The organism is Paenibacillus peoriae (assembly GCF_022531965.1).
Taxonomy (GTDB): domain Bacteria; phylum Bacillota; class Bacilli; order Paenibacillales; family Paenibacillaceae; genus Paenibacillus; species Paenibacillus polymyxa_D.
On record NZ_CP092831.1, the window covers coordinates 937,128 to 961,509 of the forward strand.

24 protein-coding genes and 1 riboswitch are annotated in these 24,382 nt (G+C 47.8%); all 24 genes read left to right on the plus strand.

The genetic code is table 11. The annotated features are described in order from the left end of the window. The first annotated feature begins 32 nt into the window (after nucleotides 1–32). The gene (locus MLD56_RS04220) at nucleotides 33–467 is read left to right on the plus strand and encodes a universal stress protein (protein ID WP_029516040.1); all 435 of its coding nucleotides are present in this window, start codon (nucleotides 33–35) and stop codon (nucleotides 465–467) included. Between the two features lie 350 nt (nucleotides 468–817). Next, nucleotides 818–919: riboswitch (purine riboswitch) on the plus strand. 148 nt (nucleotides 920–1,067) lie between these two features. After that, nucleotides 1,068–1,553, plus strand: coding sequence for a 5-(carboxyamino)imidazole ribonucleotide mutase (gene purE / locus MLD56_RS04225; RefSeq protein ID WP_014279837.1), 486 nt, complete (start codon nucleotides 1,068–1,070; stop codon nucleotides 1,551–1,553). Beyond that, nucleotides 1,550–2,725 carry a 5-(carboxyamino)imidazole ribonucleotide synthase gene (gene purK / locus MLD56_RS04230; protein WP_029516039.1) on the plus strand — a complete coding sequence of 392 codons (1,176 nt, stop codon included), beginning with the start codon at nucleotides 1,550–1,552 and terminating at the stop codon, nucleotides 2,723–2,725. The genes purE and purK overlap by 4 nt, the downstream gene beginning before the upstream one ends. Nucleotides 2,726–2,727: 2 nt before the next feature. Further along, entirely contained in the window at nucleotides 2,728–4,026 is a 1,299-nt protein-coding gene (gene purB / locus MLD56_RS04235; RefSeq protein WP_029516038.1) for an adenylosuccinate lyase, read from the plus strand. 16 nt (nucleotides 4,027–4,042) lie between these two features. Further along, nucleotides 4,043–4,507 (plus strand): hypothetical protein, encoded by a 465-nt coding sequence (locus MLD56_RS04240; protein ID WP_029516037.1) that lies wholly within the window; start codon nucleotides 4,043–4,045, stop codon nucleotides 4,505–4,507. Nucleotides 4,508–4,748: 241 nt separating this feature from the next. Beyond that, nucleotides 4,749–5,630 carry a phosphoribosylaminoimidazolesuccinocarboxamide synthase gene (locus MLD56_RS04245; RefSeq protein WP_029516036.1) on the plus strand — a complete coding sequence of 294 codons (882 nt, stop codon included), beginning with the start codon at nucleotides 4,749–4,751 and terminating at the stop codon, nucleotides 5,628–5,630. A 58-nt stretch (nucleotides 5,631–5,688) separates the two neighbouring features. Continuing rightward, complete coding sequence (gene purS / locus MLD56_RS04250) at nucleotides 5,689–5,934, plus strand: phosphoribosylformylglycinamidine synthase subunit PurS (RefSeq protein WP_013308797.1); 246 nt, start codon at nucleotides 5,689–5,691, stop codon at nucleotides 5,932–5,934. Nucleotides 5,935–5,938: 4 nt separating this feature from the next. Beyond that, the gene (purQ, locus tag MLD56_RS04255; RefSeq protein ID WP_029516035.1) at nucleotides 5,939–6,628 is read left to right on the plus strand and encodes a phosphoribosylformylglycinamidine synthase subunit PurQ; all 690 of its coding nucleotides are present in this window, start codon (nucleotides 5,939–5,941) and stop codon (nucleotides 6,626–6,628) included. After that, on the plus strand, nucleotides 6,606–8,849 hold the full coding sequence (gene purL, locus MLD56_RS04260) for a phosphoribosylformylglycinamidine synthase subunit PurL (RefSeq protein ID WP_029516034.1): 2,244 nt from the start codon (nucleotides 6,606–6,608) through the stop codon (nucleotides 8,847–8,849). Before purQ ends, purL begins: the two co-directional genes overlap by 23 nt. Next, entirely contained in the window at nucleotides 8,834–10,315 is a 1,482-nt protein-coding gene (gene purF / locus MLD56_RS04265; RefSeq protein ID WP_029516033.1) for an amidophosphoribosyltransferase, read from the plus strand. The genes purL and purF overlap by 16 nt, the downstream gene beginning before the upstream one ends. Nucleotides 10,316–11,031: 716 nt before the next feature. Further along, nucleotides 11,032–12,072, plus strand: coding sequence for a phosphoribosylformylglycinamidine cyclo-ligase (purM, locus tag MLD56_RS04270; protein ID WP_029516031.1), 1,041 nt, complete (start codon nucleotides 11,032–11,034; stop codon nucleotides 12,070–12,072). Then, a complete protein-coding gene (gene purN, locus MLD56_RS04275) occupies nucleotides 12,072–12,686 on the plus strand; it encodes a phosphoribosylglycinamide formyltransferase (protein ID WP_241113473.1) in 615 nt (204 codons plus the stop codon). Before purM ends, purN begins: the two co-directional genes overlap by 1 nt. Nucleotides 12,687–12,816: 130 nt before the next feature. Continuing rightward, complete coding sequence (purH, locus tag MLD56_RS04280; protein ID WP_241113474.1) at nucleotides 12,817–14,364, plus strand: bifunctional phosphoribosylaminoimidazolecarboxamide formyltransferase/IMP cyclohydrolase; 1,548 nt, start codon at nucleotides 12,817–12,819, stop codon at nucleotides 14,362–14,364. A gap of 71 nt (nucleotides 14,365–14,435) precedes the next feature. Then, a complete protein-coding gene (gene purD, locus MLD56_RS04285; protein ID WP_029516029.1) occupies nucleotides 14,436–15,701 on the plus strand; it encodes a phosphoribosylamine--glycine ligase in 1,266 nt (421 codons plus the stop codon). A 435-nt stretch (nucleotides 15,702–16,136) separates the two neighbouring features. Then, nucleotides 16,137–16,592 (plus strand): DinB family protein, encoded by a 456-nt coding sequence (locus MLD56_RS04290; RefSeq protein ID WP_165150840.1) that lies wholly within the window; start codon nucleotides 16,137–16,139, stop codon nucleotides 16,590–16,592. A 345-nt stretch (nucleotides 16,593–16,937) separates the two neighbouring features. Next, a complete protein-coding gene (locus MLD56_RS04295) occupies nucleotides 16,938–17,348 on the plus strand; it encodes a YjjG family noncanonical pyrimidine nucleotidase (protein ID WP_241113475.1) in 411 nt (136 codons plus the stop codon). 175 nt (nucleotides 17,349–17,523) lie between these two features. Then, nucleotides 17,524–18,270: an SDR family NAD(P)-dependent oxidoreductase gene (locus MLD56_RS04300; RefSeq protein WP_165149917.1), complete on the plus strand. Its 747-nt coding sequence runs from the start codon at nucleotides 17,524–17,526 to the stop codon at nucleotides 18,268–18,270. Nucleotides 18,271–18,430: 160 nt separating this feature from the next. Next, nucleotides 18,431–18,778 carry a winged helix-turn-helix transcriptional regulator gene (locus tag MLD56_RS04305; RefSeq protein ID WP_019685981.1) on the plus strand — a complete coding sequence of 116 codons (348 nt, stop codon included), beginning with the start codon at nucleotides 18,431–18,433 and terminating at the stop codon, nucleotides 18,776–18,778. Nucleotides 18,779–19,291: 513 nt separating this feature from the next. Next, nucleotides 19,292–19,969: a TetR/AcrR family transcriptional regulator gene (locus tag MLD56_RS04310; protein WP_029517156.1), complete on the plus strand. Its 678-nt coding sequence runs from the start codon at nucleotides 19,292–19,294 to the stop codon at nucleotides 19,967–19,969. Nucleotides 19,970–20,068: 99 nt separating this feature from the next. Beyond that, on the plus strand, nucleotides 20,069–20,926 hold the full coding sequence (locus tag MLD56_RS04315) for a transporter substrate-binding domain-containing protein (protein WP_029517155.1): 858 nt from the start codon (nucleotides 20,069–20,071) through the stop codon (nucleotides 20,924–20,926). An 85-nt stretch (nucleotides 20,927–21,011) separates the two neighbouring features. Beyond that, nucleotides 21,012–21,659, plus strand: coding sequence for an amino acid ABC transporter permease (locus MLD56_RS04320; RefSeq protein WP_029517154.1), 648 nt, complete (start codon nucleotides 21,012–21,014; stop codon nucleotides 21,657–21,659). Between the two features lie 14 nt (nucleotides 21,660–21,673). Beyond that, entirely contained in the window at nucleotides 21,674–22,423 is a 750-nt protein-coding gene (locus MLD56_RS04325) for an amino acid ABC transporter ATP-binding protein (RefSeq protein WP_080658616.1), read from the plus strand. Between the two features lie 54 nt (nucleotides 22,424–22,477). Continuing rightward, a complete protein-coding gene (locus tag MLD56_RS04330; RefSeq protein WP_029517152.1) occupies nucleotides 22,478–22,903 on the plus strand; it encodes an OsmC family protein in 426 nt (141 codons plus the stop codon). Between the two features lie 183 nt (nucleotides 22,904–23,086). Continuing rightward, nucleotides 23,087–24,325: a serine hydrolase gene (locus MLD56_RS04335; RefSeq protein WP_029517151.1), complete on the plus strand. Its 1,239-nt coding sequence runs from the start codon at nucleotides 23,087–23,089 to the stop codon at nucleotides 24,323–24,325. The last annotated feature ends 57 nt before the right edge of the window (nucleotides 24,326–24,382 follow it).

The following is a 24,382-nucleotide window of genomic DNA, read 5'->3' on the forward strand; positions in this document are numbered from 1 at the left end:
TCAACAAACCGAATGAGGAAGAGGTGCGTATTATGCTATTTTCAAAAGTATTGCTTGCTTATGACGGTTCGGATGCATCCAACAAGGCTTTGCTGAAGGCAGCCGAATTAGTCAAGACATCATCGTCCTCGCAGCTTGAGGTGGTAACCGCATTTGATTTTCCACGGATTTTTATGGGCGAAGGTTTGGCGCCAATTCCGGCTTCGATAAATAAAGAATATTACGATTTGGCCGAACAAACTACCGAAGAAGTTAAAAAGCGGCTTGCTGAGCAAGGTGTAGATGCCAAGGTGGAGCTCATTCAAGGTTCACCAGCCGAAGTCATTTTGGATTATGCCAATGAGAATGGCTTCGATGTGATTGTGATCGGTAGCCGCGGTTTAGGTGGTATCCGTGAATTTGTATTGGGTAGCGTAAGCCACAATGTGGTGCAGCATGCGCGTATTCCTGTGCTGGTCGTAAAATAACTGAATAAGAAAGTAAAAGTCGGTTTACTGCCTGTATAGGGAGTGCCGACTTTTATTTTTGTCAGTGGAATGCGGTACGCTCGCTGTTATCAGGATAGGTAATAGATAGCTAAACGTAATACAATAGTCCTGACCTGTGGGTATATAAGGGTGTTGATTTTGTTAAACACGAACATTCTATTGCATGATTATTGTAATGTTCGTTTTCAAGTTGACATAAGGTGTAGGGAATTGTTAAACTAGGAAGTGTATTGTCGATAAAAAATGAACTTTAGGTACAATTTAATAAGGTACACATGTTTGAGCCGAAACAGACCGCGATCATACTTGTAAAGAATATCGTCGGGTATGGAATAGGCACAATGCTAACTCGTATAATGCCGGGGATATGGCCCGGAAGTTTCTACCTGGAAACCTTAAATTTCCGGACTACGGGAGACATACGGCTGAAGCCGCATTGGATGCGGTGGAAGAGGCTTGCTTTTGGCTTGCCTTTAAGAGGCTCTGTCGTTTGTTTTTTCGTAGTCCGGTGTCTTGAAAATAACGTTATTTTCGAGTGCCGGATTTTTGGCGCTTATTGATAAACAGGGAGTGAAGGACATGTCAGTGCAGGTCGCTGTCATTATGGGCAGCACATCAGACTGGGACACCATGCAGCATGCATGTGCTGTGCTGGACGAGCTTGAAATCGGATATGAGAAAAAGGTAGTTTCAGCCCATCGTACACCGGATTTAATGTTTCGTTTTGCAGAAGAGGCCGCCGGGCGTGGACTAAAGGTCATTATTGCTGGAGCGGGTGGGGCAGCGCATTTGCCAGGGATGGTGGCTGCGAAGACATCCTTGCCAGTCATTGGTGTGCCTGTCCAGTCGAAGGCTCTGAATGGTCTAGACTCCCTGCTCTCCATTGTGCAGATGCCGGGTGGTATTCCGGTTGCCACTGTGGCAATCGGTAAGGCAGGCGCTACGAATGCAGGGCTGCTGGCCGCACAAATATTAGGCGCTTTTGACGAAAAGATAAGTCAGCGGGTTGTGGCAAGACGCGACCGTATCCGTGATGAGGTGCTGGAAGGCAGTGACTCACTATGAATGAGGCATTTGAATCTGCAGGTCGCATCCGTCCTCCAGGTACAACGATTGGACTTCTAGGAGGCGGACAGCTGGGCAGAATGCTTGTGCTAGCAGGGACAAACCTAGGATATCGCTTTGTGACGCTGGACCCTGCACCTGATAGCCCGTGTGGACAGGTGTCAGAACAAATCCGTGCTGCCTATGATGATGAGCATGCGGCCAGAGAGTTGGCTGGTCGGTGCGATGTGATCACGTATGAGTTTGAAAATGTGGACGCAGGTGTGGCTGCGCTTTTGGAACAGGAATCCAGCGTGCCGCAAGGCAGCAGTCTTTTGTACACAACACAGCATCGTCTTCGTGAAAAGCGTTCTATTGAAGCTGCTGGTGTCCCTGTCGCTCCGTATCGTGAAATCAGTAGTCCTGCGGATATGGTCCAAGCGGTAGCTGAACTGGGTGTACCGTGTGTGCTCAAGACAGCAGTCGGTGGTTATGATGGCAAGGGACAAGTGGTCATTCGCCAACCGGAGGAAGCCTTAGCTGCTTACGAACAATTGGCAGGAGGCGGTGCGGAACTGGTATTGGAACAGTTCATCCGTTTTCGCTGCGAAATCTCGGTGATTGTAGCTCGCAGCACGAACGGTGAAGCTAAAGCCTTTCCACCTGCGGAAAACATTCACGTAAACAACATTTTGCACACGTCGATTGTACCTGCGCGCGTGCCAGAACCTGTTCAGGAGGAAGCACGCAAGTTGGCGCTGGCTGTGGCAGAGTCGCTGGGTGCGGTGGGACTGCTCGCTGTGGAGATGTTTGTCACCGAAGACGGACGGTTGTACGTTAATGAGTTGGCACCGCGACCGCATAACTCCGGTCATTACACGATGGAGGGATGCGCCACGTCGCAATTCGAGCAGCACATACGTGCGATTTGCGGTTTACCCTTGGGCAGCACGAAGCTGCTGACTTCCGTCGTGATGGTCAATGTGCTAGGTGAGCATTTGGAGGACGTGGTTCGGCGGTTTGTGCAATCGGATGTTGAAGCTGAAAGGTTGGATGTTGTACCCAAGCTGCATTTGTATGGAAAAAGTGAAGCCAAGCCAGGCCGAAAGATGGGACATATTAATCTATTGTGCCAGGATGCGGAACAAGCGCTGGAATGGATTGAACAAACCAATATTTGGGGGAATAAATAGTCATGATCGAACGCTATAGCAGACCGGAAATGAGAGCGATTTGGACGGAAGAAAATAAATTTAAAGCGTGGCTGGAAGTAGAGCTGTGTGCCTGTGAAGCTTGGGCGGAATTAGGGGTTATTCCAAAAGAGGATACTGTGGCTCTGCGTAAGAATGCAAGTTTTGATATTGAACGGATCTATGAAATTGAGCAGGAGACAAGACATGATGTCATTGCTTTTACTCGCACGGTGTCCGAAAGTCTTGGAGACGAGCGCAAATGGGTACATTACGGTCTAACCTCTACAGACGTAGTTGATACGGCACTGGGCTACCTGTTAAAGCAGGCGAATGAAATCCTGGAACGCGATATCTTGAATTTTATTGAAATTTTGAAGGAAAAGGCATTGGCTTACAAGCATACACCAATGATGGGACGTACACATGGAGTGCATGCCGAGCCGACCACATTCGGACTGAAGATGGGATTGTGGTACGAGGAAATGAAGCGCAATCTGGAACGCTTTCGTTTTGCCGCTGACCAAGTACAATACGGTAAAATGTCCGGTGCAGTTGGGACATACGCCAACATTGACCCGGCTGTAGAAGAATTTGTATGCCGCAAGCTGGGCACCAAGCCTGCACCGATTTCTACACAGACGCTACAGCGCGACCGTCATGCCGAATACATGGCAACATTAGCGTTGATCGCCACATCGTTGGACAAATTTGCTACAGAAGTCCGTGCTCTGCAAAAGAGTGAGTTCCGTGAGGTGGAAGAAGCCTTTGCCAAAGGTCAAAAAGGTTCTTCTGCGATGCCGCATAAACGCAATCCGATCGGAAGTGAGAACATCTCCGGTCTGGCACGTGTGATTCGCGGGCATATGGTATCGGCGTATGAGAACGTAACCCTATGGCATGAACGCGACATTTCGCATTCTTCCGTAGAACGCATTATTCTGCCGGATGCCACAATGCTGTTGAACTACATGCTGAACCGCTTTGGCAATATCGTGAAAAATCTGACGGTCTTCCCTGAAAATATGAAGCGCAATATGGCGCGTACGTACGGCGTACCGTTCTCCGGTCGTATTATGACGAAGCTGATCGATAAAGGTTTTAGTCGTGAAAAAGCCTACGATACCGTGCAGCCGCGTGCTATGCAGGCGTGGGAAGAGCAACGCCAGTTCCGCGATATCGTCGAGGCCACCCCGGAAATTACTGCCGTGCTCAGCGCAGACGAAATCGAGGATGCTTTTAACCCAGCCTGGCATCTGAAGAACGTGGATACGATCTTCAAAAAGCTGGGATTAGGGGAGTAGGAGGGAAGGTTGCTGCGTGGTGAGGCCGCTCTGCGAACGGAACATTCTTCCGATTGCTGTTGCCCCTGGATTCCTGAATTGGAAAACCTGCAAAGGTTGGAATCCAGAGGCAAAGGCAAGCGCTAACGCTTCTCCAGAACGATTCCGTCCGCTCCGCTGCTTCCAGCACCAACCTTCGTGTGGGAGCAGAACTTGGGAAGGTGCGGCACATAAGATGCCGCACCACCCCAAGAGCGATGGAAAAGCGTGTTCCACTGCTTTTGCTATCGCTGAGCAACGTTCTCGGGAGGGCCGCCGAATTTGCGCAGCAAACAGCCCGCTGCCCTCCCGAGAACGCGCAGGCTCAAGAAGTGAAGCCTTGAGCCACCGTATCCGTGCGCAGCGTAACACATGCGCACAACTGGGTGAAGCCCAATGCTCGCTGCACGGCATGCCGTGCTACGGCCACGGGCCGAATGGTATTGCGGCGGCATACGCGTAAAAACGCTATTTTGTACCGACGTAAAAGCGTTGCTGGATGAAAGCTTGTGCCAACAAGCCTTCATCCGGCGAAACGCGCTCATACCACTCGAGTCACATAATAAACGCCCTCACCCGGCTCACCAGCCAACCTTGCGGGAGTCCCGAGGGCAGCAGCCCTGGGAGTTCTCCCTGAGGGGAGGATTTAGGAGGGGCAAAGGTTGATTTAGGAGGGGCAACTTCTATGAAAGAGGTGTAATGAAATGTCATTGTCTACTGCCGAAGGTCTGATCCATGCGCCGCTCTTGTACAAAGGCAAGGTGCGTGAACTGTATGATCTCGGAGAGCATTTTCTGATTGTCGTGACGGACCGAATTTCGGCTTTTGATTATGTGTTAGAGCCACCCGTGCCCGAAAAGGGAAATGTGCTGAATAAGCTCAGCGCTTTCTGGTTTGAGCAGACGAAAGACTTGTTGGAAAACCATGTCGTGCACACTGATGTGAACAAGCTCGGGCATGTGATCGACGAACAGAATAAAGAGTTGCTGAAGGACCGGATCATGGTCACGCTGAAGGCTGAACGCATCGACATTGAGTGTGTGGTGCGCGGATATATTACCGGAGGCGGCTGGCGTCAGTATGAGCAGAACGGTGAGGTGAACGGCATTCCATTGCCAGAGGGGCTACGTAAAAATGAGCGCTTTCCCAAGCCTTTATTTACACCAGCTGCAAAAAATGATGTTGGACACGACGAGGACATTTCACTTCATCAAATGAAAGAACTGGTCGGGGTGGAACTAACAGGTGAGCTTGAGGAAAAGAGCTTGGCGTTGTACGAATTTGCACGTGCTTTCTGCGAGAAGCGGGGGATTATTTTAGCCGATTGCAAGTTTGAGTTTGGTCTTGTTAACGGTAAGGTGATTCTGATTGACGAGATTTTCACGCCAGATTCATCCCGTTTTTGGGCCCAGGAAAAGTATGAGCTGGATGTTGAGATTGACAGCATGGACAAGGAGCCGGTACGAAGCTATTTGGCATCATCTGGTTGGGACAAGAATAGCGAGCCCGATCCATTGCCTGCTGAGGTCGTAGAAGAAACAACTGCAAGATATACGGATATTTGGCGGCGTCTGACGGCACAGTAAATAGTAATCATAATTCAACCAATAGGATTCACTCATTCGGAGGAGGAACTGAAGGAACATGATGAAAGCAACAGTCTATGTCACGATTAAGCAAAGCGTTTTGGACCCGCAGGGGGTTGCGGTGCAAGGCGCACTGCATTCTATGGGTTTCGGAGAAGTGGACAGCGTCAGAATTGGTAAGTATATGGAATTGAATCTGGATACAACAGACCGCGAGAGTGCTGAAAAGCGCATCATTGAGATGTGCGAAAAGCTGTTGGCCAACACGGTCATTGAAGACTACCGCTACGAACTGGAGGGCTGATTCCATGAAATTTGCAGTTCTGGTTTTTCCGGGCTCCAACTGTGATATTGACTGCTATAAGGCGGTAGAGGACACGGTCGGTGAACCTGTCGATTATGTTTGGCATACTGCGACGGATCTGTCGCCTTATGATTGTATTCTTGTTCCAGGAGGCTTCTCCTACGGGGATTACCTGCGTTGCGGCGCGATTTCCCGGTTTGCTCCAGTGATGAAGGAAGTTGCGAAAGCGGCTGCCGAGGGCAAATATATTTTGGGTATTTGCAACGGTTTTCAAATTCTGACCGAAGCCGGTCTGTTGCCAGGGGCTTTACGCCGTAATCTGTCGATGAAATTCCTATGCCGGGATACGGTGTTGCAGGTTGCGAATAACCAAACACCTTTTACTAAAGATTACGCCGCTGGTGAAAAGATCGTCATTCCGATCGCACACGGCGAAGGCAACTATTACTGTGATGATGAGACGCTGGCTCGCTTGCAGGCGAATAACCAGATCGTATTTACGTATAAAGATAATCCAAACGGTTCCATGACGGATATCGCAGGGATTTGTAATGAACAAGGAAACGTGCTGGGCATGATGCCTCACCCTGAACGCGCGGTGGACGCATTGCTCGGAACGGATGACGGCAAACGTATGTTTACATCTATTTTGAACGCATGGAGGGATCGACATGGCGCAGCAAGTGTCCGCTAAGGAACCAACGGCAGAGCAGGTTGCCGAGCATAAACTGTACCAGCAGATGGGTGTGTCGGATAGCGAATATGCGTTGATCTGTGAATTCATGGGACGTCAGCCGAATTATACGGAGATTGGTGTATTCAGTGTCATGTGGTCAGAGCATTGTGCTTACAAAAACTCCAAGCCGTTATTGCGTCGTTTTCCAACGAGCGGTCCACGAGTGCTGATGGGACCCGGCGAGGGCGCAGGCATTGTAGATATCGGTGATAACCAAGCGGTTGTATTTAAAATCGAAAGCCATAACCATCCGTCGGCTGTGGAGCCTTTTCAAGGGGCAGCGACTGGGGTAGGCGGTATCATCCGTGATATTTTCTCCATGGGTGCAAGACCCGTTGCGGTGTTGAACTCTCTGCGTTTTGGCAAGCTGGAGAGCGACCGTGTGAAATATTTGTTCGAGCATGTGGTATCTGGTATTGCGGGCTACGGGAACTGTATCGGTATTCCGACTGTAGGTGGCGAGGTTGTATTTGATGAAAGCTACGAAGGCAACCCGCTCGTTAATGCAATGTGTGTCGGACTGATTGACCATGATAAAATCCAGCGTGGTGTTGCTAAAGGGGTCGGTAACCCGGTGTTCTATGTGGGCCCACCGACAGGTCGTGATGGGATTCATGGAGCGACATTCGCATCGGTTGAGCTGACAGAAGAATCTGAAGCGAACCGGACTGCGGTTCAAGTAGGCGATCCTTTTATGGAGAAGCTGGTTATGGAATCATGTCTGGAACTGATCGACAGTGGTATTGTGCTGGGTATTCAGGATATGGGTGCCGCAGGACTCACCTGCTCCAGCGCGGAGATGGCGAGTAAGGCTGGCAACGGCCTGGAGCTGTATCTGGATCAGGTACCGCAGCGTGAAGAGGGTATGACACCTTATGAAATGATGCTGTCCGAATCACAAGAACGGATGCTGTTCGTAGTAGAGCCTAAGGATGAAGCACAGGCACTGGAAATTTTCGAGCGCTGGGGCGTTATTTGTGCCAAGGTCGGTAAAGTGACGGATGACGGTCGTTTGCGTTTGTTCCATCACAATGAAGTGGTCGGAGATATGCCAGTGACGGCACTGGTTGATGAATGCCCGATTTATGACAAGCCTTCCGAAATCCCCGCTTATTATGAGCAAAATGCTGCTATTGACACACTTCGTTATGCAGAAGTGACAGATTTGAACGATGCGCTGAAAAAGGTGCTGTCTTCACCAAGTGTAGCTAGTAAGAAATGGGTATACGAGCAGTATGACTACATGGTTCGCACGAGTACAGCCGTTCGTCCGGGATCGGATGCAGCTGTAGTAACCGTGCGTGGAACTCGTAAGGGTCTCGCCATGACGACAGATTGTAACGGACGTTATGTATACCTGGATCCAGAGGTAGGCGGACGGATTGCAGTTAGCGAAGCAGCACGTAACATTGTATGTTCTGGCGGCGAGCCTTTGGCGATTACAGATAACCTGAACTTCGGTAACCCTGAAAAGCCGGATATTTTCTGGCAAATGGAAAAAGCCGTAGATGGTATGGCTGAAGCTTGCCGTGTACTGGATACACCTGTTATCGGGGGTAATGTCAGCTTGTACAACGAAAATACCAAAGGCTCCATCTATCCGACGCCTGTTGTTGGTATGGTAGGTCTGGTACATGATACAGATCATATTACGACACAAGGCTTCAAAGCCGAGGGTGATGTGATTTTCTTGGTGGGGGAAACGAAGGCCGAGCTGGGAGGTAGCGAGTTCCAAGCTGTCGTACACGGTGTATCCGAGGGACGCCCTCCTGAGCTGGATTTGAACGTAGAGAAAAAGCTGCTGACTGCGGTACTGGGAGCGATTCAGGGCGGATTGGTACAATCTGCGCATGATTTGGCAGAGGGCGGATTGGCTGTAGCGCTTGCGGAATCCGGGATTAGCGGCGGATTGGGAGCACAGGTCAACGTAGAAACGACTTTGCGTCCTGACCATGCCTTGTTTAGCGAAAGCCAGTCCCGTATTTTGTTATCTGCATCGCCGGATAAAGCGTCTGCGCTGGAAGCACATCTACGTGGTTTGGAAGTGCCAGTAACCGTATTAGGAAAAGTTGAAGGATCACAATTGACAGTTGAGGTGAACGGACAACCCGCTTTGAACGAGGCAGTCGCCAGTTTGAAGCAAATCTGGGAGGATGTCATTCCATGTCTGATGAAATAACAGCACGGACGTTGTGGACTGGAGATTATTATAATGAAGGCTCTGGTAAAGAGGGGCTGTTTGATAAATTAAAAGAGGAATGCGGCGTATTCGGTGTGTATAGACACTCCGATGCCGCTTCCCTAGCATATTACGGATTGCATGCACTCCAGCATCGTGGGGAGGAAAGTGCAGGCATCTGTGTGAGCAGTGGTGACGAGTTCCATTATCATCGTGGTATGGGTCTTGTAAAAGAAGTATTCAATAAAGATTTGATGGCTTCGCTGACAGGCGATATTGCCATAGGACATGTGCGCTACTCGACAAGTGGAGACAGTAAGCTGACGAATGCACAGCCTTTGGTGTTCAAGTATCGTGATGGCGATTTGGCAGTAGCCACGAACGGGAATATCGTGAATGCTTTGCAAATCCGGCATGAGCTGGAGCAGGGCGGGTCTATTTTTCAAACGACCAGCGATACAGAAGTAGTAGCACATTTGATCGCACGATCGTCCAAGGATTTGGTGGAGGCCGCTAAGGATGCATTGAAGCGTATTGTCGGCGGGTTTGCTTTCCTTATTATGACCAACGACAAGCTGCTCGTGGCTTCCGACCCCAATGGTCTGCGTCCAATCACGATGGGCAGACTGGGAGATGCTTATCTGTTCGCATCCGAGTCTTGTGCCCTGGAAACGATTGGGGCAGAGTTGCTGCGCGATATCGAACCGGGTGAGCTGTTGGTGTTGGACAAAAATGGACTGCATGAAGATCGTTACACGGAAGAAAAGCACCGTAAAGCGCTATGTGCGATGGAATATATTTATTTTGCCCGGCCTGACAGTGACTTGAATGGTTCTAATCTTCATGCTGCACGCAAAAGAATGGGCAGCCAGATGGCGCTGGAAGCTTTTGTTGATGCAGATTTGGTTACCGGTGTACCGGACTCCAGTATTTCGGCTGCGATTGGTTATGCAGAGCAGACAGGTATTCCTTATGAGCTGGGCATGATTAAAAATAAATACACTGGACGTACCTTCATTCAGCCGAGTCAGGAGCTGCGCGAGCAGGGTGTGAAAATGAAGCTGAGCGCTGTACGCCGCGTTGTTGAAGGTAAACGAGTCATTATGATCGACGATTCTATCGTCCGGGGCACTACATCCCGTCGAATCGTGAATATGCTGCGTGATGCGGGAGCGTTGGAGGTACATGTACGTATTACCTCGCCGCCTTTCAAAAACCCGTGCTTCTACGGTATTGACACGCCGGATCGCCGGGAACTGATTGCTTCATCTAAAACCGTCGAGGAAATTCGTGAGGAAATTAACGCGGATTCGCTTTACTTTATGAGCGCCGAGGGTTTGATTGCCGCTGTAGGTGGATATAACGAACAGGATTACAAAGGCGGCTTGTGCCTAGCTTGTTTCGATAATGATTACCCAACTCAGGTAGACTTCAAAGGTGAAGAAAAGTTCGGATGTAGTTGTTAGTATAGGGAACAAAAGAGGTACTAGCGCCATATAATGCGGTTCTGAGGGGGCCACTCCGCGTGTGGAAGGTTCTTACGATCGCTGTTGCCACTGGATTCCTGGATTGAAATAACCCCTTACAGGGTTAGAATCCAGCGGCAAAGGCGAACGCTTTCGCTTCTCCAGAATCCTTCCACCCGCTGCGTTTCTCAGGTGTGCAGCATTTTGCAGCAGTGCCTGTCTCTCTTCTGTTCCCTATGGGGAAGAGGATAGGTAAGGACGTTAAAAACTCATGGCATAACTATTTCATGCCATGAGTTTTTAACGGAGCGGTGACTCGTAAAAAGTCACCCTGCTCTTGTAAGGTTGAGACGCGAAGCGAAGCTCAATAGCAGGCAAGGCAAAGCTGCCTGCCTCAAAGGGCAAAGAAGTAAGCCGCCCGTTGGCGCTGCTCACTTCTTTCCCGGCACGTCCCCGCCTTTGCGAAGCAAACAGCCCGGGACGTGCCCCCGCCGCCGTGAAGGCGGCAACGCACCAAAGCGTGTCCTTGTGAATTGCGGGAATGCCCCGCAATTCACAAAGGAAAGCACGCGACTCACAGCACGAACCATACACCAAGCAGCACCCAACCCTACGCATCTGACCGACTCTTGAGAGGTCCAGGGGGAGCAGCCCCATGGAATCCTCTCTGTTAGGGAGGACTTAGGAGGGTCAATCATTTGAAGGAGTGTTCATGAATGTCCGAAGCATACAAAAATGCAGGGGTAGATATCGCTGCCGGTAATGAAGCAGTAGAACGGATGAAAAAGCACGTTAAACGTACCTTCCGTCCCGAAGTGCTGACGGACTTGGGCGGATTCGGTGCGTTGTTCGGCCTGAATAAGGATAAGTACGAGGAGCCTGTACTCGTTTCCGGTACCGATGGTGTCGGCACGAAGCTGAAGCTTGCTTTCGCAATGGATCGTCATGACACCATTGGTATCGACGCGGTTGCGATGTGTGTAAACGACATTGTCGTCGGGGGCGCGGAGCCACTCTTTTTTCTGGATTACCTCGCTTGTGACAAGGTTGTACCCGAGAAAATTGAAGCTATAGTCGCTGGAATCGCAGAGGGATGCCATCAATCGGGCTGTGCGCTGGTCGGCGGTGAAACCGCAGAAATGCCAGGGATGTATAGCGAGGGTGAATATGATATTGCCGGATTCACGGTAGGGATTGTAGATAAAAGTAAAATCATCAACGGCAGCTCGATTGCTCCCGGAGATACCGTTATTGGACTGGCCTCCAGTGGAGTTCACAGTAATGGCTTCTCACTGGTTCGCAAACTGTTGTTGGAACAGCAGGGCTATGATTTGCATGATGAAATCGAAGGCTTAAACGGCAAACTGGGCGATGTACTGTTGGAGCCGACGAAAATTTACGTGAAATCCGTTTTGGCATTGCTGGACAAGGTAAAAGTAAAAGGCATGGCGCATATCACAGGTGGCGGTTTTATTGAAAATATCCCTAGAGTGTTACCGGATCACGTCAATGTGGATATAGAATACGGCACTTGGCCGATTTTGCCGATCTTCCAGCTCATGCAGGAAAAAGGCGCAATCTCCAACAAAGACATGTTCACAACCTTTAATATGGGAATTGGAATGGTAATCGTTGTAGACGAAGAGCATGCACAGACTTCACTGGAAGTTCTGAAGGAACAGGGCGAAGCCGCATATGTGATCGGAAAAGTAACGGAAGGCAGTTCTATCGTGACCTTTACGGGAGCCAAGGTGTAATGAACGAGTACCGGATTGCTGTTTTTGCATCAGGCGAAGGGACGAACTTTCAGTCATTGGTGGATGCGGCTGCGCGAGGAGAACTGGGCGGCGCCTCGGTAGAATTGCTCATCTGTGACAAGCCTGCGGCTCCTGCCGTAGCTAGAGCACAGAAAGCTGGAATTACGTTCCATACTTTTCGACCCAAGGAATATCCTTCTCGAGAAGACTATGAGCGTGAACTGGTGGCTTTACTGGAGCAGAAATCAATTGATCTCATCGTGTTAGCTGGCTACATGCGTTTGCTATCCAGCGTCATGGTCGATGCCTACGCAGGAAAAATCATTAATATTCATCCGTCACTACTTCCGGCATTTCCAGGGAAAGATGCTGTTGGACAGGCATTGACCTATGGTGTCAAGGTAAGTGGCGTCACCGTTCATTTTGTGGACGGGGGCATGGATACGGGAGCTATTATTGCACAGCGTGTCGTGGAGGTTAGCGACCATGATACTGCGGAATCCTTATCCGCAGCCATTCAATCCGTAGAACGTCAGCTATATCCAGAAGTAGTTGGCCAATTGGCCCAAGGCAAAATCCAATTAAATGGTCGCAAAGTGATTTCACTTCTCTAAGAATGATTGTAATTTGTCATATCATTGTTATATCAAGGATGCTGTACAGGCATTTTCCGATATTTCTCGGGAAATAAAATGATAAAAGAGAATTTTGCAAAATTCTGAAAGAGCTAAAGGAGGAGACAGGGTGAGTATTAAAAGAGCGCTCGTCAGCGTATCGGATAAGCGAGGGATCGTGGAATTTTGCCGCGAGTTGTCCAAATTGGGTGTGGAGATCGTTTCGACAGGGGGAACGAGCAGCTTGTTGTCGAAGGAGGGCATTCCTGTCATCGGCATTTCCGAGGTAACGGGTTTTCCTGAAATTATGGATGGACGTGTTAAAACACTCCACCCTGCGGTACACAGCGGCTTGCTGGCTGTTCGGGATAATGAAGAGCATCAGCGTCAGATGAAAGAGCTTGGATTGGGTTATATTGATCTGGTCGTTGTGAATCTGTATCCTTTTGCGGAAACGATCGCCAAACCCGGTGTAACTTATGAGGACGCGATTGAAAATATCGACATCGGCGGTCCAACGATGCTTCGTTCTGCGGCAAAAAATCATGCTTTTGTCAGTGTGGTAGTCGATGCTGATGACTATAGCACAGTGTTGGAGGAAATCCGTAAGGATGGCGATACGGAGCTGAATACCCGTAAGCGTTTGGCCGCAAAAGTTTTCCGTCATACGGCGTCATACGACGCTTTGATATCCGATTATTTGTCGAATGTGACAGGCGAGCCGTTGCCTGAGCGTTACACTGTAACCTATGAAAAAATTCAGGATTTGCGTTATGGAGAAAATCCGCATCAGCAGGCGGCATTTTACCGTGAGCCATTGGCGGCGAAGGGTACACTGACAACAGCGAAACAACTTCACGGCAAAGAGCTGTCTTACAATAACATCAATGATGCGAATGCCGCTTTGCAAATTGTCAAAGAATTCAGCGAACCTACCGTAGTAGCAGTTAAGCATATGAATCCTTGTGGTGTGGGGATTGGCGGAAGTATTTATGAAGCGTACAGCAAGGCGTATGCAGCTGATCCAACCTCGATTTTTGGTGGCATCGTAGCGGCTAACCGGATTATTGATGGTGATACAGCGAATAAGCTGAGTGAGATCTTTTTGGAAATTGTACTGGCACCGGGATTTACGAAAGAAGCATTGGAGATTTTAACGAAAAAGAAAAATATTCGTTTGCTTGATCTGGGTGAGCTTTCCCGGTCTGAACAGGCAGAGAGCTGTTTCGTCGTGACTTCCATTGAAGGCGGCATGGTAGTTCAGCAAAATGACATTCACGCTGTAGACTCGGATGCACTAACAGTTGTAACGGAGCGGGCACCATCCGAGGAAGAACTGAAGCAGCTTTTGTTTAGCTGGAAAGTGGTTAAGCATGTGAAATCCAACGCCATCGTACTGGCGGCAGATAATATGACCATTGGCGTAGGCGCAGGACAAATGAACCGTGTCGGTGCGGCCAAGATTGCTATCGAGCAGGCCGGTGACAAAGCAAAAGGTGCCGTACTGGCATCCGATGCATTTTTCCCGATGGGCGATACGTTGGAGTTGGCAGCTAAAGCAGGCATCACGGCAGTTATTCAGCCGGGCGGCTCCATCAAAGACGAAGAGTCCATCAAGGTTGCTAACGAATACGGCATTGCCATGGTCTTTACAGGCGTACGTCATTTCAAGCACTAACTTGTATGAGTTGAGGATGCAGCAGCATTTTCACTTGAACAATCTTAATGGGAGCGGGAGGAATCACCTGAATGGATATTTTGGTTATCGGAGGGGGCGGCCGCGAACATGCAATTGTGTGGTCGCTGAAGAAAAGCCCCAAGGCCGGACAAATCTATTGCGCACCAGGCAATGCTGGTATCGGACAGTTAGCGGAGTGTGTGCCGATTCCGGTGAGTGACTTTGACGCGCTGACAGAACTGGCGGAATCCAAAAAGGTCGGACTTGTCGTGGTTGGCCCCGATGATCCGCTGGCAGATGGCATTGTGGATGCTTTTGAAGCGAAAGGCATTCCCGTATTCGGACCGCGTAAAAATGCAGCGGAAATTGAAGGTAGCAAAATCTTCATGAAGGATTTGCTCCATAAATATCATATTCCGACAGCAACCTATCGTAAGTTTTATACTTACGAGGAAGCACATGCATACTTGAAGGAGCAACCGATCCCGATCGTCATTAAGGCAGACGGACTGGCGGCAGGCAAAGGGGTAACGGTCGCTTACTCGATGGAGGAAGCGGAAAAGGCTCTCTCTGACATTATGGTGACCAAGGTGTTTGGTGAAGCCGGGGCACAAGTCGTGATTGAGGAGTTTCTGGCTGGTCAGGAAATGTCGATTCTCTCCTTTGTCGATGGTGAAACGGTTCGTCCGATGGCCGCGGCGCAAGACCACAAGCCTATTTTTGATAATGACAAAGGGCCAAATACAGGCGGCATGGGTACGTATTCTCCATTGCCTCACATAGCCAATTCCATTATTGAGGAAGCTATTGAGACGATTATTAAGCCGACGGCCAAGGCCATGGTTGCTGAAGGGCGTCCATTCCGAGGTGTATTATTTGCCGGATTGATGATTTCGCCGGACGGCAAGCCGAAGACCATTGAGTTTAATGCACGTTTCGGTGATCCGGAAACTCAAGTGGTTCTGCCTCGTTTGAAATCCGATCTGCTCGATATTTTTCTCGCTGCTGTAAATGGCACGCTGGATCAGGTGGAGATTGAGTGGAAGGATGAAGCGGCGGTGTGCGTGGTGCTGGCATCCGGAGGTTATCCTGCAGCTTACGCCAAAGGCGTACCTATCCACGGATTGGAACAGGTAGACGAAGCTATTGTATTCCATGCTGGAACGGGCATCAACGAACAGGGTGAGTGGGTAACGAACGGAGGACGCGTACTAGGCGTGGTTGGCTTGGGGCGTGACATTGCCGAGGCACGTGACAAAGCTTACGAACAGGCGGATCGTATTACCTTTGAAGGTAAACAAAACCGTACGGATATTGCGGCAAAAGCATTGCTGTAGCAGCAACATATAGGATAAAGAGAACCTCTGTGGAGGTTCTCTTTTTGTTTAAAGAAAATAAAGTTGTAGACTGAGCAAATAAAGCGTTTTCTTAGTGCTTGGATTAATATAAGGCTCCTTTAGAAGCACTACATGCTACCCGCGTATGTTCTTTAATTAATATTTGGCGCTGGAGCTTCCTTTTTTATTGAACTCCCATGAAAGTTAAAGCAGCTAAAAACCCGAAAAAGACAATAACAAAATAGACCTAGCCAAATGATTTTTTTTAAAAAAGGCACTGCCTGAGAAGAGTTATGAAATTAAAGTATCAAAGATTTTTCAAGGCTGAACGTAAAAATGAGGCTGGTGTAAAGGTTGTTTTAGTTCATTTAAATGCTTAAACTAACGGTTAATAGTAGGTTCAAGTAATCGATGAGACGAAGAGGGGAAACCGAAATGAAGACGATCAAGTGCATGATGGACCACCTGTACTGGGCGGACGGACGCATCCTGGACGCGCTCGAGAAGAGTGAGACGAAGAACAAGGACCTTCTGAAGCTGGTTCGGCACGTCGCGGTCGCGGAACGAGTCTGGCTGTCCCGATTGCCGGGCAAGGGCAGCGCCCAATATTCGTTGTGGGAGGAAGCAGAAGACCTGACGGCGATCCGGACGATGTTCGAAGAAAACGCCGAGCAATATCGCGTCTATATCGAAGGACTTGAGGAATCCGAGTTGGACGAGATGATCGACTATGCGAATCAGAGCGGGGTTCCGTTCCAAACGTCCGTCCGGGACATCCTGTCACAGGTCCTCTTACATGGGCAATATCACCGGGGACAGATCAACCGGGCGCTTCGGATCGAATCGGTAGAGCCTGTCCAAGTCGATTACATCACGTTCGCGAGGCTCTAACAGGGCCTAATAATCACCATTATTCGGAATGGGATTGGCATTGAACGACGGGTACGATATCTCAACAAATTGCTTTTACCATATAAGAGCAACATGCTAATGTATATTAGCAGACGATGATGTTTTATAAGTGATAAGAACCTACACTGCCTTATTTAGGATCAAAGAGAGCCCATACCCTTATAAATTGGAAAATTCATTTGCTTCCAAATACGGTTATGGGCTTATTTACTTTTCATAAGCACTACACCACATTAGACTGCCGGTACTTGTTTAAGCTAACGGGCAGGATAGTTCAAATACGTGGTATCATGTGGTGAGTAATTAATGGAGCCCTCTTTTACAATGTTGAGAATGAGGGAAATCGTGGTCGGCTTGGAATGGGAAGGTTTGTATAGAGAATTGTTGGGAGATGGAAACCAATTGCTTATGGAAGGCGCAATGGATGCCTGTCATCGCTTATCAAAGACCCATCGAATGTTCGTAATCACGTATGGTATCACTCACACGCAAATCAAACGCTTGAAGCAGTCTGGGCTATATAAGTTTTTCGAGGATATCTTTGATTCGCAAAGCATTGGTTATCAAAAACCGAAGGGAGAATTTTTCAATTACGTCATAAGTCATATTTCAGATGGTGGTCTTCAGTCGGGCATTGACACCTGTTGGGTCAACAGAACCGGACAAAGAAGTCCGGCAGAAATTAAAAGCACATATACAATCTCAAACTTAATGGAGCTCACTTCCATCTGTTAGGCTGTAAAAACAAACGCTTGTGCCGCCTCAATTATCACTTTTTGGTGACTATATCACAAAAAAGTGGGTACTGTTTTTCTTGTAACTTTTCCCCCATACTATCGTTCATAGGAGGTTCATGAAGCAGACAGAGCATCCTATACCATATAAATCATTATAAAAGGAGTGTAATAGAATGGGGAAATTTGACGGGAAGGTAGCAGTTGTAACCGGAGGTACAAGCGGCATCGGTCTCGCGTCGGCACAACAGTTCGTAAAAGAAGGGGCTTACGTTTTTATCACGGGACGCAGACAACGTGAACTGGATGAAGCAGTAAAGCAGATCGGAAAGAATGTTACAGGTGTCCGAGGTGACATATCTAAATCGGAAGATCTAGATATATTATTTGAAACAGTTAAGCGAGAAAAGGGACACTTGGACATTCTCTTTGCAAATGCCGGACTAGGGTCATTGCTTCCATTAGGAGAAATTACAGAAGCACAATACTACAAGACTTTCGATGTCAACGTGAAAGGAACCATCTTTACAGTACAAAAGGCATTAGCTTTGTTTCCAAATAAAAGAGGTTCGATTATTCTAACGGGATCCACTGCTGGCTCGACGGGGATGCCAGCGTTTAGTATCTATGGTGCATCCAAGGCAGCGATCAGACAGCTCGTCCGCAGCTGGATTCTTGATATGAGAGGGACCGAAATTCGTATAAACATCCTTAGTCCGGGAACAATCGTAACGCCGGCGTACGATGAGTTATTTGGCTCTGAACTAGATCATTTACTGGAACAGGCAAAAAATGATATTCCGCTCGGCAGAGTGGGGCAGGTTGAAGAGATCTCCAATGCTGTCATGTTCCTAGCCTCTAATGAAAGCAGCTATATGAACGGCGTTGAATTATTCGTAGATGGCGGAGTAGCTCAAGTTTAACCAGGACATAGTAATTTTCAAACGACAAAGATTTTTAAATCAACTTAAAGGCGATTGTATTATCCCCTCCATGTAACGTTCAATTTTTCCTTCAGTGATCCTTGAAGGATCAAGCGATACATGAAGGGGATATTCTTAGATCGGGAGATGGTGTATTGATATGAAAACATTTTTCTGTGAACTGGAAGTTACACTAGAGGTTATCGGAGGAAAGTGGAAGGGGCTTGTTCTGTACTATTTAATAAAAGGACCTAAACGGACGGGAGAGCTTAAGCGACTCGTTCATAATATATCGCAAAAGATGCTGATTCAAACTCTTCGGGAACTGGAAACAGACGGATTAATTCGCAGAAAGATGTACAATCAGGTACCGCCTAAGGTGGAATATTCAACGACGGAACTGGGTCAATCACTTGAACCCATTTTGAGATCGCTTTGTGATTGGGGGGGGAATTACGCAGAGCAATCCTTCGCTCCGGGCGAGATTGAGATTTTGTATCTGGATTAACTGTCGGGGGACAAGAGCATAGTCCCATTTGAAGTCGCTATTTTAGCGGCTTTTTTGTTTTATCGTTTTACGTTGATGTTTTCGAGTGATGAGCAATATTCTAGTACAGGTTACTTCGTAATTAACAAGGTGCACTACAAAACTAAGGACACAAAACTTGTCTCAGAGATTAATAAGTACGTCTTGGATTATGGCAAAAGCATCATGCCCCAGCTGTTGCCAGGAGTCTGAGCAAACAAGTAAGCGGTTGAGGCTAATGACAATGAACCCATTACGCTAACGAGAAACGTTAGTTTAATAAAACAGCGGTAGTCTGAGACTGCCGCTGTCTTTTTTGTTGGCGCCAGTCTAATACTTATTTTATGGGATCTGTCGGTTTTTAAAATTTAAAAGCCGCTTGGAGCAGCAAAACTTTATTTTCTTCTGACACTTTTTTCTTTGACAAAAGTATACTTATCCTATAGGATTAAAAATACAAAACTGACTGACTGATCAATCGGGAGGAGGAAATCCATGCAGCCACGGAAGGCGAAGCAGTCCGAGATTGACTCAAATGACCAACCTGCTGAGCATGCGGGAGAAGAAACAGACCGCAGAACACAGCTTCTTCACATTGCATTAAAGCGGTTCGCCGAGCAGGGTTACCACCAAACGAAGATTTCAGATATCGTGGTAGAGGCGGGAGTAGCCCAAGGCACGTTTTATTGGCATTTTAAAAGCAAAGAGGCACTGGCGCTGGAGATTATCGCCACCGGTCGTGAACAACTACTGTCAGCGATTGGACAGGGATATCGCCGTGATGCGGGAACGCTGGCTGATATGGTTAAGGCTTCGGAAGCGCTGTTTGTTCGATTATTTGATTTTGCATTGGAGAACCGCTATCTGATGGGGTTGCTGCTGATCGGCAGCGGTGTCGATGAACCGGTGCGCCAGAGTATCCGAGAGACAAGGGCTGCGATGGAGCTGGCATTCCGGCGCAATATGGAAAGAGCGATCGAGCTGAACATGTTGCCTGCTGAATTGGATGTCGAATTAAGGGCGGCACTACTCATGAGCATGATCGAAGGTGTCATTACACGCTGGCTATTCGGTTCAGAGGGAACACATGACCACATCACGCAGATAACTGCTAAAAGATTGGCAGAAGAAGCGGCTAATTTTGAATTTTACGGATTATTAGGTCAAAGCTAGAGGGTCAACATCGCATGAATGGGTAGTTGGCAACAAATAATATAGCCAAATCACATATATGAACTCAATCATTTACATCCAGACAGGAGAGAAGGATACATGAAAACACGTAAAAAAGGGTTCTTGGTAACTATACTTATGGCTCTGGCATTGTTCAGCCTTGTGCTGAGCGCTTGCGGTACTAAGCCAGAAGCTTCTAATACTAGCAATGGAGCGGGTAGCAGTAATGTGGCAGCGAGTAACCAGCTCGAAGCAATCAAAAAGGCTGGTGTAATGAAGGTAGGCATGATGGGTACCTATCCGCCGTACAATTTCTTGAACGATAACAAGGAATTGGACGGATTTGATGTGGATATCGCCAAAGAATTGGCGAAGCGGATTGGAGTGAAACCGGAGTTCACGGCACAAGAATTTTCGGGACTGGTTCCAAGTTTGCAAAAGAAAAAATTCGATGCAGTGATTAGTCAGGTGACGATTACAGAGGATCGTAAGAAGGCCATTGACTTCACAGAGCCTTATATCACAAACAATGTAAACATTATCGTAAACAGCAAAACGAATGATATTACCAAGCTGGAGGACTTTAAAGACAAAACCATTGGTGTCGGCCTGGGAACGAATGATGAATCTTATCTGCGGAATGAGGTACTGCCGAAGGTAGGCGATTTTGAGATTAAAACATATGATGATGTCATTACTTCCTTAAAGGATCTAAACTCTGGTCGTATTGACGCAACAATCAACAATCTGTATGCTCTCAAGCCTATTATTGATAAAAACGGTTTCCAAATTAAAGCCGTAGGCGAGCCGATTAAATCGGATCAAGCGGGTGTAGCCATTAACCAGAAAACTCCTGAGCTCAAAGAAGCCTTGAACAAGGCTTTGAAGGAAATGAAGGAAGACGGCACTTACAAAACAATTTTCAAAAAATGGTTTGGCGAGGAGCCAAAAGAATAACGTAAGCCTGTTAGAGGCGTCTGGCTCCAGTCTTGGCTTTCATGCTGACATGGGGCCACTCGTCTGAAAGAAGGGAATATAACCAATGCTTGAATTAATGTGGGAGAACGTCCCTTTTTTATTAAAGGGTGCTTATTATACGCTATATATTACGATTGTCTCTATGTTTTTTGGCCTAATCATTGGTTTGGTTGTTGCTGTGGCCCGGTTGAAGGGGAATCGACCCGTTCGATGGCTGGCGCGCATGTATGTATCGATCATTCGGGGAACGCCGGTTTTGGTGCAGATTGCGGTCATTTATTATGGACTGGATGATTATGGAATATCATTCGGATCGCTGACGGCTGCTTGTTTAGCACTTAGTATTAATACAGGGGCGTACTTGTCGGAGACGTTCCGTGGAGCTATTTTAGCCGTACCCCAGGGACAGACTGAGGCAGCTTATGCGACGGGAATGTCGCCCGGTCAAACGATGTGGCGTATTATTCTTCCTCAGGCGGTACGCATTGCAATTGCACCGATGGGGAATACATTTGTGGGTATGCTTAAAGAAACATCGCTGGTGTCGGTGATCGGGGTCAGTGAATTGATGCGACAGGCACAGCTTTTACAAGCACAGTATTTGCGCTACATGCCGTTTCTGCTCGAAATTGGCCTGATGTACTGGATTATGAGCATTGGATTCTCCGCTATACTGGAGCGGGTGGAAAAGCGTCTGGCTCGAGCTTATTAAGGTGGAGATGATAGATGATGATAACAACAAACGGATTAGGTAAACGATTCGGACAGGTAGAGGTTCTGAAAAGCATTGATTTTCAGGTTGCCGCTCGTGAAATCGTCGTATTACTCGGCCCGAGCGGTTCAGGTAAAAGTACCTTGCTGCGCTGCCTGAACGGTCTAGAAGAGCTGTCTTCCGGCAAGTTTGAGGTGAATGGGATTGAGGTCGATGCTACAGCTCCCGTTCGTATCCGCCAAGCAGCCATTCGTGATATTCGCAAACAGACGGGGATGGTGTTCCAGCAATTCAATCTGTATCCGCACAAAACCGCCATCGGCAATGTCATTGAAGGACTGCTGACCGTAAAAAAAATGCCGCGCGACAAGGCTATGTCCATCGGACAACGGTTGTTGGAGCGGGTGGGGTTATCGGACAAGCAGGATGTACATCCTTCACGTCTGTCCGGTGGACAGCAGCAACGGGTAGCCATTGCGCGTGCGCTGGCGATGGACCCGACGATTATGCTGTTCGACGAGCCGACATCGGCGCTTGATCCCGAGCTGGTAGGGGAAGTGCTGGGTGTTATGCGAGAATTGGCTCAAGACGGGATGACGATGGTCGTGGTTACCCATGAGATGAAATTTGCTCGTGAGGTGGCGGACAAGGTCGTATTTATGGCAGATGGTATCATTTTGGAGGAGGCAGCGCCACAGGCGTTTTTTGATACTCCCCAGCATGAGAGAACACAGAAATTTTTACGCCAAATCAGTGAATTTTAAAATAAGATCGAGGATGAATCATAGATTATTAAAATGGAAAGAAGGCCTTTGAACATGAAAGTATCTACAACTTGGCACGGCAAACGCGCGTTTACTTCGGAGGGACCATCCGGTTATTCTGTAGGGATGGATGCTACGGCGGCTTATGGCGGTGATGGTAAAGGAATGACACCCATGGAACTGCTATTGGCAGGTCTGGCAGGATGTATGGGTATCGATATCACAATGATTTTGGATCGTTTCTTGTCAGACATTACTCGCATTGATATTGACGCAGAAGGTACGCGCAAGGAAGAAACGCCGACAGGCTTTACAGCGATTGATCTGACATTCCACGTAGATGGAGATATTCCGGATTACCGCGTATGGAAAGCAATTCAGATGGGTAAGGAAAAATATTGTGCCGTATCCGATTCCTTAAAAGCGGAAATTCGAATGCACCTCATTTTGAATGGAACCGAAGTACCCTATCCAGCATAAGTGTTGAAGAATAGTGAAAGAGAGTCAGCCTGTGTTATGTACAGGAGGCTCTCTTTTTTGTGTTATTTGAAAATATGACACGTAATGAAACTTTTTGTACTGTATTTTCGTTTAAAATAGAAATTGAAATATAAAAATGGGAAAATAAACCTATGTATGAAATGCATACAGGGGGAGGTTATAGTGAAACGAAAGCGCCTTATCATAATAGCAACTATTGTGGCTACAGTGCTCATCGTTATGGGTGTGACAACAAGATTACTATCTTTCATGCAGAATCAAGTGGCTAATCCCCCGAATACCGTCCGACCCACAACTGCGATTGCAGCTGACGTTAAGGAAGAAACGAAGGAACAGGATGCTGCCACGCGTTTACTTCATTTTGTGGAGGCGAATGCAGAAAAGGTTTCGATTACGATTCTGAGAGATGGAAAAAAGCTGGCAGGCCAAGAAGAGAACCGGATGATGCCTTTGGCGAGCACCGTCAAAACGATCATTGCGATTGAATATGCCAAGCAAGCGGCGGTGGGTCAGATTAACCCGGATAAGAGAGTGAAGCTGATTTCGCTGGAAAGGTTTTATTTGCCAGGTTTGGATGGTGGTGCTCATGCGGCGTGGCTACAGGATATGGAAGCTAAAGGGCGGATACAGAATGAAACTGTATCTGTACGCGAGGTTGCCAAGGGGATGATTCAATTCAGTTCCAACGCCAATGCGGAGTATTTAATGGACAAACTGGGGTTGGAAGCGATCAATCGGACGAGAGCCAACTTGGGTTTGCAAAATCATGATCCTATTTATCCTTTTGTATCCTCTATTCTGATTCCTTACGAACGTATGAAGGAGAGCCAAGGTGAGAATTGGAATAATACAAAGAATAATATTTCTGCCAAAGAAGCCATCCAGGCGATGTCTGACACGGAGTTTCGCCGATATGCCCGTGTGATTCATAACAAGCTGCGCCGTGATGTGAGTGGTTCTTACAAGAGAAACGCAGATATTAAGACCTGGTATGATCAGGATTATGACCGTATCAATACGGATCGTTTTATAGCTTCAACGACAGCCGATTATGCCTTTTTAATGAGTAAGCTGAACCGCCGTCAAGGGTTCACAAAAGCTGAGCAAAAGTTATTGTCCGAGGTCATGGAGAAACCTCTTATGGTTCTTCCTGAAAACCAGCAATTTCTGAAACATACTGGGCAAAAAGGTGGCTCCACAGCTTACGTTTTGACACTGGCCATGTATGCGACAGATAAGGAAGGGCATTTGACAGAGCTAGCTGTCTTTTTTAACGATTTGGATCCTAACACAAATGCCAGCTTGCCTGAGATGATAAATGATTTTAAAAAGAGATTACTACATGATAAATCGTTTACAAAAGAAATTAATCAGCGTATCGGTGTACAGGTGAGAAGGTAACGCAGCTAAACGCTACGGTATAATACAGCGTTTAGCTGCGATGCGCAACTCCTTATC

What these genes read in the sequence shown, in the direction of transcription:
- purM (WP_029516031.1), top strand. Translation starts at nt 11,032, where the DNA reads ATGTCCGAAGCATACAAAAATGCAGGGGTAGATATCGCTGCCGGTAAT.
- MLD56_RS04315 (WP_029517155.1), top strand. Translation starts at nt 20,069, where the DNA reads ATGAAAACACGTAAAAAAGGGTTCTTGGTAACTATACTTATGGCTCTG.
- purF (WP_029516033.1), top strand. Translation starts at nt 8,834, where the DNA reads ATGTCTGATGAAATAACAGCACGGACGTTGTGGACTGGAGATTATTAT.
- MLD56_RS04305 (WP_019685981.1), top strand. Translation starts at nt 18,431, where the DNA reads ATGAAAACATTTTTCTGTGAACTGGAAGTTACACTAGAGGTTATCGGA.
- MLD56_RS04325 (WP_080658616.1), top strand. Translation starts at nt 21,674, where the DNA reads ATGATGATAACAACAAACGGATTAGGTAAACGATTCGGACAGGTAGAG.
- MLD56_RS04330 (WP_029517152.1), top strand. Translation starts at nt 22,478, where the DNA reads ATGAAAGTATCTACAACTTGGCACGGCAAACGCGCGTTTACTTCGGAG.
- MLD56_RS04320 (WP_029517154.1), top strand. Translation starts at nt 21,012, where the DNA reads ATGCTTGAATTAATGTGGGAGAACGTCCCTTTTTTATTAAAGGGTGCT.
- MLD56_RS04220 (WP_029516040.1), top strand. Translation starts at nt 33, where the DNA reads ATGCTATTTTCAAAAGTATTGCTTGCTTATGACGGTTCGGATGCATCC.
- purB (WP_029516038.1), top strand. Translation starts at nt 2,728, where the DNA reads ATGATCGAACGCTATAGCAGACCGGAAATGAGAGCGATTTGGACGGAA.
- purL (WP_029516034.1), top strand. Translation starts at nt 6,606, where the DNA reads ATGGCGCAGCAAGTGTCCGCTAAGGAACCAACGGCAGAGCAGGTTGCC.
- purK (WP_029516039.1), top strand. Translation starts at nt 1,550, where the DNA reads ATGAATGAGGCATTTGAATCTGCAGGTCGCATCCGTCCTCCAGGTACA.
- MLD56_RS04310 (WP_029517156.1), top strand. Translation starts at nt 19,292, where the DNA reads ATGCAGCCACGGAAGGCGAAGCAGTCCGAGATTGACTCAAATGACCAA.
- MLD56_RS04290 (WP_165150840.1), top strand. Translation starts at nt 16,137, where the DNA reads ATGAAGACGATCAAGTGCATGATGGACCACCTGTACTGGGCGGACGGA.
- purS (WP_013308797.1), top strand. Translation starts at nt 5,689, where the DNA reads ATGATGAAAGCAACAGTCTATGTCACGATTAAGCAAAGCGTTTTGGAC.
- MLD56_RS04245 (WP_029516036.1), top strand. Translation starts at nt 4,749, where the DNA reads ATGTCATTGTCTACTGCCGAAGGTCTGATCCATGCGCCGCTCTTGTAC.
- MLD56_RS04295 (WP_241113475.1), top strand. Translation starts at nt 16,938, where the DNA reads ATGTTGAGAATGAGGGAAATCGTGGTCGGCTTGGAATGGGAAGGTTTG.
- purE (WP_014279837.1), top strand. Translation starts at nt 1,068, where the DNA reads ATGTCAGTGCAGGTCGCTGTCATTATGGGCAGCACATCAGACTGGGAC.
- purN (WP_241113473.1), top strand. Translation starts at nt 12,072, where the DNA reads ATGAACGAGTACCGGATTGCTGTTTTTGCATCAGGCGAAGGGACGAAC.
- purQ (WP_029516035.1), top strand. Translation starts at nt 5,939, where the DNA reads ATGAAATTTGCAGTTCTGGTTTTTCCGGGCTCCAACTGTGATATTGAC.
- MLD56_RS04300 (WP_165149917.1), top strand. Translation starts at nt 17,524, where the DNA reads ATGGGGAAATTTGACGGGAAGGTAGCAGTTGTAACCGGAGGTACAAGC.
- purD (WP_029516029.1), top strand. Translation starts at nt 14,436, where the DNA reads ATGGATATTTTGGTTATCGGAGGGGGCGGCCGCGAACATGCAATTGTG.